Annotated in this window: 14 protein-coding genes; 10 read left to right on the top strand and 4 right to left on the bottom strand. The window is 60.3% G+C overall.

What is annotated here, in order from left to right:
- The first annotated feature begins 144 nt into the window (after nucleotides 1–144).
- The 4 genes from carA to Q7T10_RS04325 all read left to right on the top strand — a co-directional run bounded on the left by carA (nucleotide 145) and on the right by Q7T10_RS04325 (nucleotide 5,626).
- The gene (gene carA / locus Q7T10_RS04340; RefSeq protein WP_304746314.1) at nucleotides 145–1,347 is read left to right on the top strand and encodes a glutamine-hydrolyzing carbamoyl-phosphate synthase small subunit; all 1,203 of its coding nucleotides are present in this window, start codon (nucleotides 145–147) and stop codon (nucleotides 1,345–1,347) included.
- Nucleotides 1,340–4,615, top strand: coding sequence for a carbamoyl-phosphate synthase large subunit (carB, locus tag Q7T10_RS04335; protein ID WP_304746311.1), 3,276 nt, complete (start codon nucleotides 1,340–1,342; stop codon nucleotides 4,613–4,615). The genes carA and carB overlap by 8 nt, the downstream gene beginning before the upstream one ends.
- A 107-nt stretch (nucleotides 4,616–4,722) precedes the next feature.
- Nucleotides 4,723–5,199, top strand: a complete 477-nt coding sequence (greA, locus tag Q7T10_RS04330) for a transcription elongation factor GreA (protein WP_304746309.1) — start codon at nucleotides 4,723–4,725, stop codon at nucleotides 5,197–5,199.
- Nucleotide 5,200: 1 nt separating this feature from the next.
- Complete coding sequence (locus Q7T10_RS04325) at nucleotides 5,201–5,626, top strand: DUF4149 domain-containing protein (RefSeq protein ID WP_304746307.1); 426 nt, start codon at nucleotides 5,201–5,203, stop codon at nucleotides 5,624–5,626.
- Here the strand turns inward: Q7T10_RS04325 and Q7T10_RS04320 are convergent.
- A complete protein-coding gene (locus Q7T10_RS04320; protein ID WP_304746383.1) occupies nucleotides 5,617–6,093 on the bottom strand; it encodes a YhbY family RNA-binding protein in 477 nt (158 codons plus the stop codon). The two genes, Q7T10_RS04325 and Q7T10_RS04320, sit on opposite strands and share 10 nt — an antisense overlap.
- A gap of 28 nt (nucleotides 6,094–6,121) precedes the next feature.
- On the opposite strand from Q7T10_RS04320, the gene Q7T10_RS04315 reads away from it, so the two are divergent.
- The 6 genes from Q7T10_RS04315 to Q7T10_RS04290 all read left to right on the top strand — a co-directional run bounded on the left by Q7T10_RS04315 (nucleotide 6,122) and on the right by Q7T10_RS04290 (nucleotide 14,227).
- On the top strand, nucleotides 6,122–6,796 hold the full coding sequence (locus Q7T10_RS04315; protein WP_304746305.1) for an RlmE family RNA methyltransferase: 675 nt from the start codon (nucleotides 6,122–6,124) through the stop codon (nucleotides 6,794–6,796).
- A 118-nt stretch (nucleotides 6,797–6,914) separates the two neighbouring features.
- Nucleotides 6,915–8,837: an ATP-dependent zinc metalloprotease FtsH gene (gene ftsH / locus Q7T10_RS04310; RefSeq protein ID WP_304746303.1), complete on the top strand. Its 1,923-nt coding sequence runs from the start codon at nucleotides 6,915–6,917 to the stop codon at nucleotides 8,835–8,837.
- A gap of 114 nt (nucleotides 8,838–8,951) precedes the next feature.
- Nucleotides 8,952–9,836, top strand: coding sequence for a dihydropteroate synthase (gene folP / locus Q7T10_RS04305; protein ID WP_304746301.1), 885 nt, complete (start codon nucleotides 8,952–8,954; stop codon nucleotides 9,834–9,836).
- Nucleotides 9,837–9,877: 41 nt separating this feature from the next.
- Nucleotides 9,878–11,209, top strand: coding sequence for a phosphoglucosamine mutase (glmM, locus tag Q7T10_RS04300; RefSeq protein ID WP_304746299.1), 1,332 nt, complete (start codon nucleotides 9,878–9,880; stop codon nucleotides 11,207–11,209).
- A gap of 11 nt (nucleotides 11,210–11,220) precedes the next feature.
- Nucleotides 11,221–11,736 (top strand): GNAT family N-acetyltransferase, encoded by a 516-nt coding sequence (locus tag Q7T10_RS04295; RefSeq protein ID WP_304746297.1) that lies wholly within the window; start codon nucleotides 11,221–11,223, stop codon nucleotides 11,734–11,736.
- An 88-nt stretch (nucleotides 11,737–11,824) separates the two neighbouring features.
- Nucleotides 11,825–14,227, top strand: a complete 2,403-nt coding sequence (locus Q7T10_RS04290; RefSeq protein ID WP_304746296.1) for a YgiQ family radical SAM protein — start codon at nucleotides 11,825–11,827, stop codon at nucleotides 14,225–14,227.
- Between the two features lie 141 nt (nucleotides 14,228–14,368).
- Here the strand turns inward: Q7T10_RS04290 and Q7T10_RS04285 are convergent, their stop codons facing one another.
- The 3 genes from Q7T10_RS04285 to Q7T10_RS04275 all read right to left on the bottom strand — a co-directional run.
- Nucleotides 14,369–15,754 (bottom strand): sensor histidine kinase, encoded by a 1,386-nt coding sequence (locus Q7T10_RS04285; protein WP_304746293.1) that lies wholly within the window; start codon nucleotides 15,752–15,754, stop codon nucleotides 14,369–14,371.
- A gap of 132 nt (nucleotides 15,755–15,886) precedes the next feature.
- Entirely contained in the window at nucleotides 15,887–16,624 is a 738-nt protein-coding gene (gene ompR, locus Q7T10_RS04280) for a two-component system response regulator OmpR (protein ID WP_304746291.1), read from the bottom strand.
- Between the two features lie 82 nt (nucleotides 16,625–16,706).
- Nucleotides 16,707–16,895: hypothetical protein (locus tag Q7T10_RS04275; RefSeq protein ID WP_304746289.1), on the bottom strand; the 189-nt coding region annotated here is incomplete at its 5' end.

Raw genomic sequence — 16,895 nt, 5'->3', positions numbered from 1 at the left:
CAACGCTCCCTCAGCTATAATGGGGAGCTTCACCGCACCCTGTACGCCTAGAGCCCTCTTAAGCCAATTCCCTAAAAAAAGCAAGCCAGGAGCTGTCTCTTGAGCGCGTTTGGGCGTACCCGAAAACCCCATCCGGAGAACCCAGTGCTTTTGTCTTTACAGGGAACATTCCCCCCCGCCATTTTGGCGCTCGCAGACGGCACGGTGTTTGTTGGTCATTCCATCGGAGCCACTGGCTCCACCGTCGGTGAGGTGGTGTTCAACACCGCCATGACCGGCTACCAGGAAATCCTCACAGACCCGAGCTACTGCCAGCAAATCGTCACGCTCACCTACCCGCACATCGGCAACTATGGCGTGAACGCCCAGGACGTGGAAGCGTCCCGTGTGCATGCTGCTGGTCTGATCGTCAAAGATGTGCCGCTGGTGATGTCCAATTTCCGCGCCAGCATGACGCTACCGCAGTACCTGGTGCAGGAGAAGACGGTCGCCATTGCCAATCTCGACACGCGTCAGCTCACGCGCCACCTGCGCACCCATGGCGCGCAAAACGGCTGCATTCTGGCGTTGGCTGCGGGAGAAACCATCACCCAGGCCGCCATTGATCAGGCGCTGGGGCTGGCACAAGCGGCACCCAGTATGGCAGGGACTGACCTGGCCAAGGTCGTGTCCGCCAAGGCCGCCTATGAGTGGACGCAGACAGAGTGGCAGTTGGCGCACCCGCAACTACAGGGCAACCCTGGCTATGGCGTGCAGGTGAGTCCGAGGTTTCATGTTGTCGCTTATGACTTCGGCGTCAAGTTCAACATCCTGCGCATGCTGGCAGAGCGCGGTTGCCGCGTCACGGTGGTGCCGGCACAAACCAGCGCGGCCGAGGCCCTCAAATACCAGCCCGATGGCATCTTCCTGAGCAACGGGCCGGGCGACCCCCAGCCGTGCGACTACGCCATCGCCGCCGTGGCCGAGCTGATCGAGACCGGCACCCCCACCTTTGGCATCTGCCTTGGTCACCAGATCATGGCGCTGGCCAGCGGCGCCAGGACCTACAAGATGAAGTTTGGCCACCATGGTGCCAATCACCCGGTGAAGGATCTGGACACCGGTCGCGTCAGCATCACCAGCCAAAACCACGGCTTTGCAGTCGATGAAAAAACGCTGCCTGCCAATCTGCGCGCCACCCACATCAGTTTGTTTGACGGCACGCTGCAGGGCATGGCCTACACCGACAAGCCGGCGTTTTGCTTCCAGGGTCATCCGGAAGCATCCCCCGGACCGCACGATATTGCCTATTTGTTTGATCGCTTCACCGCGCTGATGGAGAAGGCTCAGGAGAAGAAGAATGCCTAAGCGCACCGACATTAAAAGCGTCCTCATCATCGGCGCTGGTCCGATCATCATCGGCCAGGCCTGCGAGTTTGATTACTCCGGCGTGCAGGCCTGCAAGGCGCTGCGTGAAGAAGGCTACAAAGTCATCCTGATCAACAGCAACCCCGCGACGATCATGACCGACCCGGCCACGGCCGACGTGACCTACATTGAGCCGATCACCTGGCAGACGGTCGAGAAGATCATCGCCAAGGAGCGTCCCGACGCCATCCTGCCCACGATGGGTGGTCAGACCGCGCTGAATTGCGCACTCGACCTGTGGCACCACGGCGTGCTGGAGAAATACAAGGTCGAGCTGATCGGCGCCAGCCCCGAGGCCATCGACAAAGCCGAAGACCGCCTGAAGTTCAAGGATGCCATGACCAAGATTGGTCTGGGTTCGGCCCGCTCGGGTATTGCGCATTCGATGGATGAAGCTTGGGGCGTGCAGAAAACCCTGGGCTTCCCCACCGTGATTCGCCCAAGTTTCACGCTCGGCGGCACGGGCGGCGGCATTGCCTACAACTCGGAAGAGTTCGAGGTGATTTGCAAGCGCGGCCTGGAAGCCTCACCCACCAATGAGTTGTTGATCGAGGAATCCCTGCTCGGCTGGAAAGAGTATGAGATGGAGGTTGTGCGCGACAAGGCCGACAACTGCATCATCATCTGCTCGATCGAGAATCTGGACCCCATGGGCGTGCACACCGGCGACTCCATCACCGTGGCGCCGGCGCAAACACTGACCGACAAGGAATACCAGATTCTGCGCAATGCCTCGCTGGCCGTACTGCGCGAAATCGGGGTGGACACCGGCGGCTCCAACGTGCAGTTTTCCATCAACCCGGTGGACGGGCGCATGGTGGTGATCGAGATGAATCCGCGGGTCTCGCGGTCCTCGGCACTGGCCTCCAAAGCCACGGGATTTCCCATCGCCAAGGTGGCGGCCAAGCTGGCCGTCGGGTACACGCTGGACGAACTGCGCAATGACATCACGGGTGGCGCCACGCCCGCGAGCTTTGAGCCCAGTATTGACTATGTTGTCACGAAGATCCCTCGCTTTGCGTTTGAAAAATTCCCCACCGCTGACAGCCGCCTGACCACCCAGATGAAATCGGTGGGTGAAGTGATGGCCATCGGTCGCACATTCCAGGAATCGTTCCAGAAAGCCCTGCGCGGTCTGGAAGTCGGCGTGGATGGCATGAACGAAAAAACGCAAGACCGTGAAGAGCTGGAAAAGGAACTCGGCGCACCCGGCCCCGAGCGCATCTGGTACGTCGGTGACGCCTTTGCCCAGGGTATGAGCGTGGACGAGGTGTTTGCGCTGACCAAAATCGACCCCTGGTTTCTGGTGCAGATTGAACAGATCGTCAAGATTGAGCTTGAGCTGGAGACGACCACGCTGGACGCCATTGATGCCCCCACCTTGCGTGCGCTCAAGCAAAAAGGTTTTTCGGATCGCCGCCTGGCCCGGCAGTTGAAGACCACCGATACCGCCATCCGCGAGATGCGCCGCGCCTTGGGTGTGCGACCGGTATACAAGCGGGTCGATACCTGTGCGGCCGAGTTTGCGACCAACACCGCCTACCTGTATTCGACTTATGAGGCGGAGAACAGCGAGTGCGAAGCGGCACCGACGGACAAGAAGAAGATCATGGTGCTGGGCGGTGGTCCGAACCGGATCGGTCAGGGCATCGAGTTTGACTACTGCTGCGTGCATGCGGCCCTTGCCATGCGCGAGGATGGTTACGAGACCATCATGGTCAACTGCAATCCCGAGACTGTCTCGACCGACTACGACACCTCGGACCGTCTGTATTTCGAGCCGCTGACGCTGGAAGACGTGTTGGAGATCGTGGACAAGGAAAAGCCATACGGTGTGATCGTGCAGTACGGTGGCCAGACGCCGCTCAAGCTGGCGCTGGATCTGGAAGCCAATGGCGTGCCCATCATCGGCACCTCGCCCGACATGATTGACGCCGCGGAAGATCGCGAGCGGTTCCAGAAGTTGTTGCACGAACTCGGCCTGCGCCAGCCGCCGAATGCCACTGCCCGAACCGAGCCCGAAGCACTGGAAAAGGCGGCGGCACTGGGTTACCCCTTGGTGGTTCGCCCCAGTTATGTGCTGGGTGGCCGGGCCATGGAAATCGTGCACGAGCAGCGCGACCTGGAGCGCTACATGCGCGAGGCCGTCAAGGTCAGCCACGATTCACCCGTGCTGCTGGACCGGTTTTTGAATGACGCTATCGAGTGTGATGTGGATTGCATCCGGGACGCTGGCTCTAACGGCTCTGAAGGCGCCACCTTCATCGGTGGCGTAATGGAGCACATCGAACAGGCTGGCGTGCACAGCGGCGACTCGGCCTGCTCGCTGCCGCCCTACAGCCTGAGTGCTGAAACGGTGACGGAGATCAAGCGTCAGACCGCAGCGATGGCGAAGGCCCTGAATGTAGTCGGCCTGATGAATGTCCAGTTTGCCATCCAGAACATTGATGGCAAAGACGTCATTTATGTGCTGGAGGTGAACCCGCGAGCTTCCCGCACCGTGCCCTTTGTGTCCAAGGCCACCGGCATTCAGCTGGCCAAAGTCGCAGCGCGCTGCATGGTGGGTCAGTCGCTGGCGTCGCAGGGTATCAAGGGTGAAGTCACGCCGCCTTACTTCAGCGTGAAAGAAGCGGTCTTCCCGTTCGTCAAGTTCCCCGGCGTGGACACGATTCTCGGCCCCGAAATGAAGTCCACCGGCGAGGTGATGGGCGTGGGCAAGACCTTCGGCGAAGCGTTTGTGAAATCGCAAATCGGCGCCGGTACCAAATTGCCCAGGCCGTTCAAAGCCTCTGGCGAACCCGTGAGCAAGGTCTTCATCTCGGTCAAAAACAATGACAAACCCCGCGCGATCGAGGTAGCGCGTGCGCTGGCGGCCATGGGTTTTGCCGTGCTGGCGACCAAGGGCACGGCCGCTGCCATGAACGCGGCTGGTGTGTCATGTGGCGTGGTCAATAAGGTGACCGAAGGCCGTCCGCACATTGTCGACATGATCAAGAACAATGAAATTGCACTGGTCATCAACACCGTGGAAGAGCGGCGCAATGCCATTGCCGACTCACGGCAGATTCGTACATCGGCGTTGCTGGCCCGGGTCACCACCTTCACGACCATTGCCGGGGCCGAAGCAGCGGTGCAGGGCATGCGGCACCTGGATCACCTGGACGTGATTTCAGTGCAGGAAATGCATGCGCAGCTGGCTGTGGTTTGATCTTGAGCTGACAATCACGGCATAATCAGGACCTCTAGACACCGCCGAACGGCAACGCTCGGCGGTTTCCTTTTGTGTAACACCAAAAAATATCAACGGAGCAGTACGTGGCTACCATTCCCATCACCAAGCGCGGCGCTGAGAAGCTCAAGGCCGAGTTGCACAAGCTCAAGACAGTTGACCGCCCCTGGGTTATCAACGCCATTGCGGAGGCGCGCGCTCAGGGCGATCTGAGCGAAAACGCCGAGTACGAGGTCGCCAAAGACCGCCAGGGCTTCATCGAAGGGCGTATTCAGGAAGTCGAAGGCAAGCTGTCCGCGTGCCAGATCATCGATCCAGCTGACCTGGATGCCGGCGGTCGCGTGGTGTTTGGTGCCACGGTAAAGCTCGAAGACGAGGATACCGGTGATGTGGTGACTTACCAGATCGTCGGAGAGGACGAGGCCGACATCAAATTGGGTTTGGTCAATATTGGCAGCCCGATCGCCCGCGCCCTGATCGGCAAGGAACAGGGCGACACCGCGGAAGTGCAGGCGCCAGGCGGTATCAAGCACTATGAAGTGGTGGCGGTCAGTTACGTCTGAAATGATGTCACGCTTGTCGCTGTGGGTCGCTGCCTTGTGGTGGGCGAGCCTGACCACGCTTGGGTTTCTGGTTGTGCCTTTGCTGTTCGTGCATTTGCCAACGCCGGCCATGGCCGGCAGCATGGCTGCCAAGCTGTTCACGGCTCAAACCTGGGTGTCCACCGTCTGTGCACTGTTCCTGCTACTGCAGACACGCTCTGGCGGGGCGTCAGCCTTTGAGCATAGGGCGCGAGCAGCTATGATTTTTATAGTATCCGGGATGTTGCTGACTCTGCTGTCCGAGTTTGCCGTGGCGCCCCGGATTGTGGCGCGGGAGAATTTGCGTTTATGGCACAGTGTCGGCAGCTTGATGTATGTGCTGCAATGGCTGTGCGCCGCAGTGACATTTGGTAAATTGCTGCCGCCGCGGCAGACCGGTCAGGTCTGACTGCGCTGTTTTTTGACGCTGATTTGCTTGGGCTTGGCGCGCTTGACTTGACCACCCGCTGTGAGGCGCTGATTGCCAAGCACGCGCAGGGTTTTGACTTCCGGACGCTGGCCTGACTGCTTGCTGTATTTCAGCACTTTGAAATCGCGTGGGCCTGGCATGCGGTTTTCATCGACAACCTTTTCCCGTTCGGGCATAGGTCTCCAAAGCACGAGAAGTTTGCCGATATGTTGAATCGGTGCGGCATTGAGTTCGTCAGCCAGGGTCTGGAACATGGCTTCGCGTGCTGCCCGGTCGTCGGAAAAGACGCGGATCTTGATCAGGCCGTGGGCGTTCAACGCCGCATCGGCTTCTTTTTTGACAGCGGCGGTGAGTCCATCACCACCTACCATGACCACAGGGTCAAGGTGATGCGCTTCGGAGCGGTGTTCTTTACGTTGGGCAGGGGTCAATTGAATTTGGGACATGCCGGTATTATCGGTCACGAAGGTAAAAATGAAAGTCAAGACGAAAAGCACCAAGGTCAACCGGGCGTGGATAAACGATCACGTCAACGATACCTACGTCAAATTGGCGAAACTGGAGGGCTATCGCGCCCGCGCCGCTTACAAGCTCAAGGAAATTGATGAAACACTGGGCCTGATCAAGCCGGGCCAGCTGGTCGTTGATCTGGGTTCGACCCCCGGCGCCTGGAGCCAGTATGTACGCCGAAAGATGTCGCCCAAGACCGCCACCAGCGGGGGGGCGGCGGTTGGTGCGCTCAACGGCACCATCATTGCCCTGGACATCCTGCCCATGGAGCCAGTGGAGGGTGTCGTCTTTTTGCAGGGGGATTTTCGCGAGCCGGAGGTCTTGCAGCGCCTGGCCGATGAGATGAAGGGTCGCCAGGCGGATGTGGTGGTGTCAGACATGGCCCCGAATCTGTCCGGCATAGCGTCTGCCGACGCGGCACGCATCGAAAATCTGGTTGAACTGGCGATCGAATTCGCCCAGATTCACATGAAACCGCAGGGTGCATTGGTGGCCAAGGTCTTTCATGGTGGTTGCTACGACCAGCTGGTGAAACGATTCAAAGAGACTTTCCTAGTGGTCAAGCGGATCAAGCCCAAGGCTTCCCGCGACAAGTCATCGGAAACGTTCCTGGTGGGATTGGGTTTAAAGTCATCCTGAATCCCATGCTTTGCCTGTGGCTGATAAATTGAACACCGCGCCCGGCGCGTCTTGAAACGCCTAAAATAGGTCCCAACTGTGCCTAGTCTTCTAATTTGTGTCTCTATTGGAGCCTCGCTTGAATAATCAGTGGTTCTCGAAAATTGCCGTTTGGCTCGTCATTGCGCTTGTGCTCTTTACTGTGTTCAAACAGTTCGACACGCGAGGACCGGCGGGCGCCGGGTACGTGGGTTATTCCGATTTTCTGGAAGAAGTCCGTAGCAAGCGTATCAAGAGTGCTGTCATCCAGGAAGGACAAGGCGGCACTGAGATTGTTGCGGTGACCAATGACGACCGCAAAGTCAGAACCACGGCCACCTACCTTGACCGCGGTCTGGTGGGCGACCTGATTGCCAATGGCGTCAAATTTGACGTGAAGGCACGTGAAGAAGGCTCGCTGCTGATGACCTTGCTGGTCAGTTGGGGCCCGATGCTGCTGCTGATTGGCGTCTGGGTCTATTTCATGCGGCAGATGCAGGGCGGCGGCAAGGGCGGTGCTTTCAGCTTTGGCAAGAGCAAGGCGCGTCTGCTCGATGAGAACACCAATCTGGTCACGTTTGCCGACGTGGCTGGCTGCGACGAGGCGAAAGAAGAAGTCAAAGAGGTGGTGGACTTCCTGAAAGATCCAGCGAAATTCCAGAAGTTGGGCGGGCGGATTCCGCGTGGCCTGTTGCTGGTCGGCCCGCCGGGAACGGGCAAGACGCTGCTGGCCAAGGGCATTGCTGGCGAGGCCAAGGTACCTTTCTTCTCCATTTCCGGTTCTGATTTTGTGGAAATGTTCGTCGGCGTGGGTGCATCTCGGGTGCGCGACATGTTTGACAACGCCAAGAAGAACGCCCCCTGCATCATCTTTATTGATGAAATTGACGCTGTGGGCCGCCAGCGTGGCGCCGGGCTGGGCGGCGGCAATGATGAGCGTGAGCAAACCCTCAACCAGATGCTGGTGGAGATGGACGGCTTTGAGACCAACGTCGGCGTGATCGTCGTTGCTGCCACCAACCGCCCCGACATTCTGGATGCGGCGCTGTTGCGCCCCGGTCGTTTTGACCGTCAGGTGTATGTCACTTTGCCGGACATCCGTGGCCGCGAGCAGATTCTCAATGTTCACATGCGCAAGGTGCCTTTGGGTCAGGACGTCAACGCGGCTGTCATCGCACGCGGCACGCCTGGCATGTCCGGTGCCGACCTTGCCAATCTTTGCAATGAAGCGGCCCTGATGGCAGCCCGACGCAACGCCCGTACCGTGGAGATGCAGGACTTTGAGAAAGCCAAAGACAAGATCCTGATGGGCCCGGAACGCAAGAGCATGGTCATGCCGGAAAGCGAACGCAAGAACACGGCATATCACGAGTCTGGTCACGCCCTGATTGGCAAACTGTTGTCCAAGTGCGATCCGGTTCACAAAGTAACCATCATTCCGCGCGGTCGTGCCTTGGGTGTTACCATGAGCCTGCCGGAGCAGGATCGCTACAGCTATGACAGCGAATACATGCTCCACCAGATCAGCATGCTGTTCGGTGGCCGTATTGCGGAAGAAGTGTTCATGAACCAGATGACCACAGGCGCCAGCAACGACTTTGAGCGTGCGACCCACATTGCGCGCGACATGGTGACGCGTTATGGCATGACAGATGCCCTGGGCCCCATGGTGTATGCCGAGAACGAGGGTGAAGTATTTCTCGGTCGCTCGGTGACCAAGACCACGAACATGAGTGAGCAGACCATGCAGAAGGTGGATGCCGAAGTTCGCCGGATCATTGACCAGCAGTACAGCCTGGCGCGCAAGCTCATCGAAGACAACCAGGACAAGATGCACGCCATGGCCAAGGCCTTGCTGGAGTGGGAAACCATTGACAGCGAACAGCTGGACGACATCATGGCCGGCAGGGAGCCGCGTCCACCCAAAGACTGGACGCCACGCGTGCCGTCGACCGGTGGTGACAGCAGCAGTGGCGGTGGCGCACCGGCCGTCAAGCCCGACGCGGCGCCGACGGCAGCCTGAAGGCAGTATTCATCGACAAAACGGGGCCATTGCGCCCCGTTTTTACTTTGACGATGCAGATTTTGACCTTTGGCACTTCATTATTTCTCTTCTACCCAAAGTACCAGGTTCCCCATGAAATGGAACACCTCCCGCTTTTCAATTGATTTGACGTCCCCCAAAGTGATGGGCATCGTCAATGTCACGCCCGACTCTTTCTCGGACGGCGGGCAGCATGCCTCTGTATCGGCGGCCTTGCGGCATTGCGAGAAGCTGCTCAAGGACGGTGCGGATATCCTGGACATTGGGGGGGAATCAACCCGTCCCGGCGCCTTGCCGCTGGCCCTGGACGAAGAGTTGGCCCGGGTGCTGCCGGTCGTGCGGGAAGCCGTCAAGCTGGGTGTGCCGGTCTCGGTGGACACCTATAAGCCAGTCGTCATGCAGGCGGTGCTGGATTTGGGGGCCGACATCATCAACGACATCTGGGCCTTGCGCTGGATGGAAGCCAACCCTGCGCACAACGGCGGTTCCTCGCCAACGGACGGGATGCAAGTCGTGTCAAGGCACCCGGGGTGTGGCGTCTGCCTGATGCACATGCATGGCGACCCGCTGACCATGCAAATTGCGCCCATGGAGGGCGACGTGGTGCCGCAAGTGCAGTCGTTTCTGGAACGAAGAGCCCAAGACCTGCAGGAGCGAGGGGTTCACAAAGACCGCATTGTCATCGACCCCGGTATTGGTTTTGGTAAAACCGTAGCGCAGAACTTTGCGCTGCTGGCAAGGCAAAGTGAATTGCTGACTGGTGGCTATCCACTGTTGGCAGGTTGGTCTCGCAAATCATCACTGGCCGCCGTCACCGGGCTCGCATCCGGCTCGGTGACCAGCCTGGGTGTTCATGAGCGCATGGTTCCCAGCGTAGTCGCCGCTTTGCTTGCGGTTGAACGCGGCGCGGCCATCGTCCGCGTGCACGACGTGCGCGAAACTGTGCAGGCCATCCAAGTATTGAGTGCTATAAAATGAGTAGCGTTGAGTTGAACAAATTAAAGGGCTAGGGCACAAAAATGAGCAGAAAGTATTTCGGAACAGACGGCATTCGCGGCACCGTGGGGCAGGCGCCCATCACGCCTGATTTCGTGCTGCGCCTGGCGCATGCCGTGGGCCGCGTTCTCAAGAAATCCGAGGCACGACCAACGGTGCTGATCGGCAAGGACACCCGTATCTCGGGCTACATGCTGGAGAGCGCGCTGGAGAGCGGCTTCAATTCGGCCGGTGTGGATGTGGTGCTGCTGGGCCCCTTGCCGACGCCGGGCGTGGCCTACCTCACGCGAGCGCAACGGGCCTCGCTGGGCGTGGTCATCAGCGCCAGCCACAATCCGTTTGCCGACAATGGCATCAAGTTCTTCAGTGCCCAGGGCAGCAAGTTGTCCGACGCCTGGGAGATTGCGGTCGAGGCGGCGTTGGACGAGGCGCCGGTGTGGGCTGACTCCGCCAGCCTGGGCAAGACCCGCCGCCTTGAGGATGCGGCAGGCCGCTACATTGAGTTCTGCAAAAGCACTTTTTCCAATGACCTCACGCTCAAGGGCATGAAGATCGTGGTCGACGCCGCGCACGGTGCGGCGTACCACATCGCACCCAAGGTGTTTCATGAACTGGGCGCTGAAGTCGTGGCCATCGGTTGTTCACCCGATGGATTGAACATCAATCACGAGGTGGGCGCCACCCACCCGCAAGCCCTGATGGCCGCCGTCAAGGCCCACAAGGCCGATTTCGGCATTGCGCTGGATGGTGACGCGGACCGCCTGCAACTGGTCGACGCCGACGGCCGCCTGTACAACGGTGACGAGCTGCTTTATCTGATGGCAGATGACCGCCTGGGCCGTGACGAACACGTGCCGGGGGTGGTGGGTACGCTGATGACCAATATGGCGGTGGAGGTGGCCTTGAAGGCGCGTGGGGTGCAGTTTGTGCGGGCCAAGGTAGGCGACCGTTACGTGCTGGAGGAGCTTGACAAGCACAAATGGCTGCTCGGCGGGGAAGGCTCCGGTCACTTGCTGGCGCTGGACAAGCACACCACGGGCGATGGCCTGATATCGGCCCTGCAGGTGCTGCAAGCCTGCGTTCGCAGCGGCAAGAGCATGGCCGAGTTGCTGGCCAGTGTGACGCTGTTTCCGCAAACCCTGATCAATGTGCGCCTGAAGCCGGGCCAGGACTGGAAGGCCAGTGTCAATCTGGCCAGTGAAACGCAGGCCGTGGAGGCTGAATTGGGTGCGACCGGTCGTCTGCTGATTCGCGCAAGTGGCACCGAACCCTTGTTGCGGGTCATGGTGGAGGCGCGCGACGCTGGCCAGGCCAGGGCCTGTGCCCAGCGGATCGCCGACACGATCTCAGCCTGACCACACCTAGCATGCCCGGTACGTCATCCTTGCGCGTTTGCCGCGCCGACTACGCGAATCCCGTGCACGCCAGCGCACTGGTGAGCCTGCTGGACGCCTATGCCCGGGACCCGATGGGGGGTGGCGAGCCCTTGAGCGAGTTCGCTAGGGCCAACCTTGTGCCAGCGCTGGCGGCCCGCCCACAGGCCTTCAGCGTGCTGGCGTTTGGTGAGACTGCGGGCGGTGGCGGCGAGCTCCCGGTCGGGCTGGTGAACTGCATCGAAGGCTTCTCCACCTTTGCCTGTCGGCCTTTGGTGAATGTGCACGACCTGGCGGTGTTGCCGCAGTATCGGGGTCAGCGCGTTGCCGAAAAAATGTTGGCACTAGTTGAAGAAATCGCGCGGGAGCGTGGCGCCTGCAAACTTACGCTTGAGGTACTTCAAGGCAATGCCGGTGCCATCAAGCTCTATCACCGCGTTGGGTTTGCAAACTACCAGCTTGATCCGGTCATGGGTCAAGCCCAATTTCTCCAGAAGTGGCTTCGTTAGCAGAGATGAACTGGCGGTGCAGTACCCTTTCCTGCGCGTTGCTAAGGGTAAAACCTTACACTAACCGGTTGCCCCACATTTGTGCCCCATGAACGCCCCTGTTGACGTCTCTTTCTTCGCGCGCGCCGCCAAGCCGCTGACCAGCTACCGCAAGTACTGGGCGGCCCGCTTCGGCACGGCCCCGTTCCTGCCCATGAGTCGCGCCGAGATGGACAAACTGGGCTGGGACAGCTGCGACATCGTCCTCGTCACGGGCGATGCCTATGTGGACCACCCCAGCTTTGGCATGGCAGTGATTGGCCGCATGCTCGAAGCCCAGGGTTTTCGCGTCGGCCTGATTGCCCAGCCCGACTGGCAAAGCGCCGATCCTTTCAAGGTGCTGGGCAAGCCGAACCTGTTCTGGGGTGTCACAGCCGGGAACATGGAGTCCATGATCAACCGCTACACCGCGGATCGCAAAATCCGCAGCGACGATGCCTATACCCCTGGCGATGTGGGTGGCAAGCGGCCTGACCGCGCGGCCATTGTCTACAGCCAGCGCTGTCGCGAGGCCTACAAGGACGTGCCGATCGTGCTGGGCGGCATTGAGGGCTCACTGCGCCGCATCGCGCACTACGACTACTGGTCGGACAAGGTACGGCGCTCCATCGTGGTCGACGCCAAGTGCGACCTGCTCTTGTACGGCAACGCCGAGCGCGCCATTGTCGAGATCGCGCACCGGCTGGCGGCGCGCGAGCCAGTGGAAAAAATAACCGATGTGCGCGGCACCGCTTTCGTGCGCCGGCCTGACGACGAAAGCGGCAAGGGCTGGTTCGAGATCGACTCCACCAGTGTGGACGAACCGGGCCGGGTGGAGGACCACGTCAACCCCTACATGACCACTTCGGAGCAGGCCGCGGGGCAGGGCAGCACTTGCGCCAAGGAAGATGCGGAAAAGCAAGGTGCTACAAATAATGTAGCGAGTAACGCATATTCCACGGGGGCTGCAGGCAAAAAAGACTCAAAAATTGAGGTGAACCCGGAGATCAGGCCACTCACCTTTATGCCCAACCCCGCGCTTTATGGCAAGGGCAGCGTCAAGGTGCCGCCACGCGACCGCTCGGTGATTCGCCTGCCCAGCTATGAGCAGGTCAAAAGTGACCCGGTGCTTTATGCCCACGCCAGCCGCGTGCTGCACCTGGAGACCAACCCCGGCAACGCCCGCGCGCTGGTACAGGCGCACGGCGAAGGCGTGACCGCGCGCGATGTCTGGATCAACCCGCCGCCAATTCCACTGACCACGGCCGAGATGGACTTCGTGTTTGACCTGCCCTACGCGCGCAGCCCGCACCCGGCCTATGCGGACGAAAACGGTAGCCATGACGGAGTGACCAAAATTCCGGCCTGGGAGATGATTCGCTTCTCCATCAATATCATGCGTGGCTGTTTCGGCGGCTGCACCTTCTGCTCCATCACCGAGCACGAGGGCCGCATCATCCAGAGCCGCTCGGAAGACTCGGTCATCAAAGAGATCGAGGACATCCGTGACAAGGTCAAGGGCTTCACCGGGACGATCTCGGACCTCGGCGGTCCCACCGCCAACATGTACCGGCTGGGCTGCCGCAGCCCGCAGATCGAGGCCGCCTGCCGCAAGCCCAGTTGTGTCTACCCTGGCATCTGCCAGAACCTGACCACCGACCACAACCCCCTGATCAAGATGTACCGGCGTGGCCGGGCGCTCAAGGGGGTCAAGAAGATTTTGATCAGCTCCGGCCTGCGCTACGACCTGGCCGTGCAGAGCCCCGAGTACGTCAAGGAACTGGTCACGCACCACGTCGGTGGTTACCTCAAGATTGCACCCGAGCACACTGAACAGGGTCCGCTCACCAAGATGATGAAGCCGGGCATTGGCAATTATGAAAAATTCAAGACCTTGTTCGAAAAGTTCACTCTTGAGGCGGGCAAGAAGCAGTTCCTGATTCCCTATTTCATCGCGGCCCATCCTGGTACCAGCGACGAAGACATGATGAACCTGGCGGTCTGGCTCAAGAAGAACGGCTTTCGCGCCGACCAGGTGCAGACGTTCTACCCGTCGCCCATGGCCACCGCCACCGCGATGTACCACACGAACAAGAACCCCTTGCGCAAGATCACCCGCGACAGCGAAACCGTGGACATCGTGCGCGGCGAAAAACGCCGTCGCCTGCACAAGGCTTTTTTGCGGTATCACGACGCCAACAACTGGCCCTTGCTGCGCGAGGCGCTCAAGGCCATGGGCCGCGCCGACCTGATTGGCAACGGCAAGCACCACCTGATCCCGACCTTCCAGCCGCTGACTGATGGCAACTACAGCAGCGCGCGGCGCAAGAACTCAACCACTGTCGCGGCCCGGCCCGCACCGGGCAGCCAGGTCCGGGAAGGGCGTTTGCTGACCCAGCACACCGGCTTGCCGCCACGCGATACCGGCGCAGGGCGTCTGGGTGACAAGGCAGCGGGAAAAGCACGGAAGTGATCGGATTTTTGCCCCGGGACTTTCGTTGCTGCAGCGCAAAAGAACAGCGAAGCGCACCTTTTTCACCGGGCAGTGCCAGAGACGCATTGGGCGAGTGCCAGGGAAAACAAGCTGGCGAAAATCCGGACGGTCAAATATCACTCAGCCTGCCGGCGCCCGCTGCAGTTTGATGTTGGCAGCCAGGCCGCCTGAGGATGTGTTGCCCAGCATAAAAGTGCCACCCATGCGCAGAATGGTTTTCTCGACAATAGCCAGGCCCAGGCCGGCGCCGTTGGCCGCTGTCCGAGCCGCTTCCCCCCGGTAAAACGGCTTGGTCAGGTTGGCCAGCTGTTCATCTGAAACGCCCATGCCATGGTCGCGGACCCGGAGCAGCACCCATTTGTCACGCGCCTTGGCGGCAATATCAACCACTGCAATGCCGGTGTCCACGGACTTTCCATAGCGGCGTGCATTCTCGACCAGGTTGGTGATGACACGGCCGAGTTCGACCGGGTCGGCCAGCACCAGCAGGTCGTCGGCCACGTCCAGGTTGAACCGCATGTCGGTGCGGCTGCGGGCGCTGTAAAGACAGCTCTCAATGACATCGACCAGGGGGACCGGGCTGAGGTCGACACTGCCAGGCCGCGCGTAGTCCAGGAACTTGTCGATGATGGCGTCGAGTTGCGCTATGTCCGCCGCCATGTGGGCGCGGGCCTCGGTGTCGGCGACGCTGAGTTCGGTTTCCAGCCGCAAGCGGGCCAGCGGCGTGCGCAAGTCGTGCGAAATGCCCGCCAGCATGATGGCTCGGTCCTGTTCGATCTTGGCCAGCTTCTGGGTCATGCGGTTGAAACCGATATTGACAGCCCGGATTTCACTGGTCGCCACGGTTTCGTCCAGCGTACTGGCGTCGAAATCGCCGTCGCGCATGCGGCTGCCCGCGAACGACAGGTTCTTCAGCGGCAGGTTGATCAGGCGCGCGATCAGGGCCGCGCCGGCCAGCGACAACGCGGCGGCGGTGATGAGCCAGATCACCCAGGTGCTGCCGCGCGTTGGCCCTACCCTGGACGGGTCGGTGAGCAGCCAGTAGGAGTCTCCATCAATCGCAAAGCCGACCCACAAACCCTTCTGGCCATTGACCGTGCTGGCGATCACGGTGCCGGCGCCGAGCCGGGTTTTGAGTTCCTGGGCGATGCGCTCGCCAAATTCATCGCTCACAAAGGTTTCGAATTTGTCCTTGGGTTCACGCGGTGTGATGCGCACCTGTTCTTCCTCGGCCAGCGTCTTGATCAGTGAAACCCGGGCGATGGAGTCAGAGTAGCGCAGCGCGGCACGACTCAGATTGACGAGTGATGCCAGCTGCTGCGCGCTTTGAATCGCGCGCGGCTCGGATTCGAGCGCGCGAAAGGTTTGCAGCCAGGCCACGATGGATCCCAGCAGCAACAGCGCAAGAAAGAAAAAGGTCCGCCAGAACAGGCTGAAACCCCTGCGTGGTCGCATCTCCAGCGGCGCTGGGGCAGTTTCAAGCAGAATTGGTTTGGAGATGTCCATTGGGAAAGTGAGCAGGCCTTGAAAGCGGGAAGCTGGACCCGGCTTGGAGCACACAACGGTGCGCGGCGATAGTCAGCGGGGACTATCGGCGTTCACGCTGCGCGCCGTCAATGGGCGTTCGCGCGGCGGGCGTCAGTTGGTTCCGTCCGGCACAAAAACATAGCCAACGCCCCACACGGTCTGAATGTAGCGGGGCGCGGCGGCATCCACTTCAACCAGCTTGCGCAGGCGCGACACCTGCACGTCCAGGCTACGGTCAAAGGGCTCGAACTCGCGGCCGCGCGCCAGTTGCGCCAGTTTCTCCCGGGAAAGCGGCTGCCGCGGATGCCGCACCAGGGTTTTGAGCATGGCGAATTCGCCCGTGGTCAGCGGCAATTCCTCGCCATTCTTGTGCAGCGTGCGCAGGCCCATGTCAAATGAAAACGCGCCAAAGGTCACGACTTCCTGCTCGCTCGATGGCGCGCCGGGCACCTCGGCTGCAGGCCTGCGGCGCAGCACGGCGTGGATGCGGGCCAGCAGCTCACGCGGGTTGAAGGGCTTGGCCAGGTAGTCGTCGGCGCCAACTTCCAGCCCGACGATGCGGTCAACGTCTTCCCCTTTGGCGGTGAGCATGATGATGGGGGTGCGGTCGTTGGCGGCGCGCAGGCGGCGGCAAATCGACAGGCCGTCTTCGCCAGGCATCATCAGGTCGAGCACGATCAGGTCAACCGCGTCACGCAGCATGATGCGGTTCAGCGCCTTGCTGTCTTCGGCGAGGATGACTTCAAAACCTTCCTGGGTCAGGTAGCGCCGCAGCAGGTCACGAATACGGGCATCGTCGTCGAGAATCAGGATTTTGTCGGCGCGGGCATTTGAGATGGCTTGGTTCATGGTGGTTTGGTAATTTGTAACAGGGCCATTTTGAAGGCTGAAAACCCCGAATGTCTCATTTATCACTCACTTTGACACACTGTTACAAAAGTTGCGGAGAAATGCAAGCGGCCAGGCTGTTCCCCGGCAAGTAGTCGAGGGTAATTTTCAGCTGGCGCATCATGCAAAATGCATCATGAAACTTCGCAAGCCGATGGCATTCACCACCCTCACCCGATAAGGCCGAAATCCTCATGCGTACTACAAAATTGATAGCTGCTTGTGTCCTGTT

The organism is Rhodoferax sp., from assembly GCF_030646845.1.
Lineage (GTDB): Bacteria > Pseudomonadota > Gammaproteobacteria > Burkholderiales > Burkholderiaceae_C > Rhodoferax.
Note: the sequence above shows the minus strand (reverse complement) of the source record. Positions and strands in the feature narration are given on the sequence as shown.

What these genes read in the sequence shown, in the direction of transcription:
- carB (WP_304746311.1), top strand. Translation starts at nt 1,340, where the DNA reads ATGCCTAAGCGCACCGACATTAAAAGCGTCCTCATCATCGGCGCTGGT.
- Q7T10_RS04325 (WP_304746307.1), top strand. Translation starts at nt 5,201, where the DNA reads ATGATGTCACGCTTGTCGCTGTGGGTCGCTGCCTTGTGGTGGGCGAGC.
- Q7T10_RS04290 (WP_304746296.1), top strand. Translation starts at nt 11,825, where the DNA reads ATGAACGCCCCTGTTGACGTCTCTTTCTTCGCGCGCGCCGCCAAGCCG.
- Q7T10_RS04295 (WP_304746297.1), top strand. Translation starts at nt 11,221, where the DNA reads ATGCCCGGTACGTCATCCTTGCGCGTTTGCCGCGCCGACTACGCGAAT.
- Q7T10_RS04285 (WP_304746293.1), bottom strand. Translation starts at nt 15,754, where the DNA reads ATGGACATCTCCAAACCAATTCTGCTTGAAACTGCCCCAGCGCCGCTG.
- Q7T10_RS04320 (WP_304746383.1), bottom strand. Translation starts at nt 6,093, where the DNA reads ATGTCCCAAATTCAATTGACCCCTGCCCAACGTAAAGAACACCGCTCC.
- ompR (WP_304746291.1), bottom strand. Translation starts at nt 16,624, where the DNA reads ATGAACCAAGCCATCTCAAATGCCCGCGCCGACAAAATCCTGATTCTC.
- Q7T10_RS04315 (WP_304746305.1), top strand. Translation starts at nt 6,122, where the DNA reads ATGAAAGTCAAGACGAAAAGCACCAAGGTCAACCGGGCGTGGATAAAC.
- folP (WP_304746301.1), top strand. Translation starts at nt 8,952, where the DNA reads ATGAAATGGAACACCTCCCGCTTTTCAATTGATTTGACGTCCCCCAAA.
- glmM (WP_304746299.1), top strand. Translation starts at nt 9,878, where the DNA reads ATGAGCAGAAAGTATTTCGGAACAGACGGCATTCGCGGCACCGTGGGG.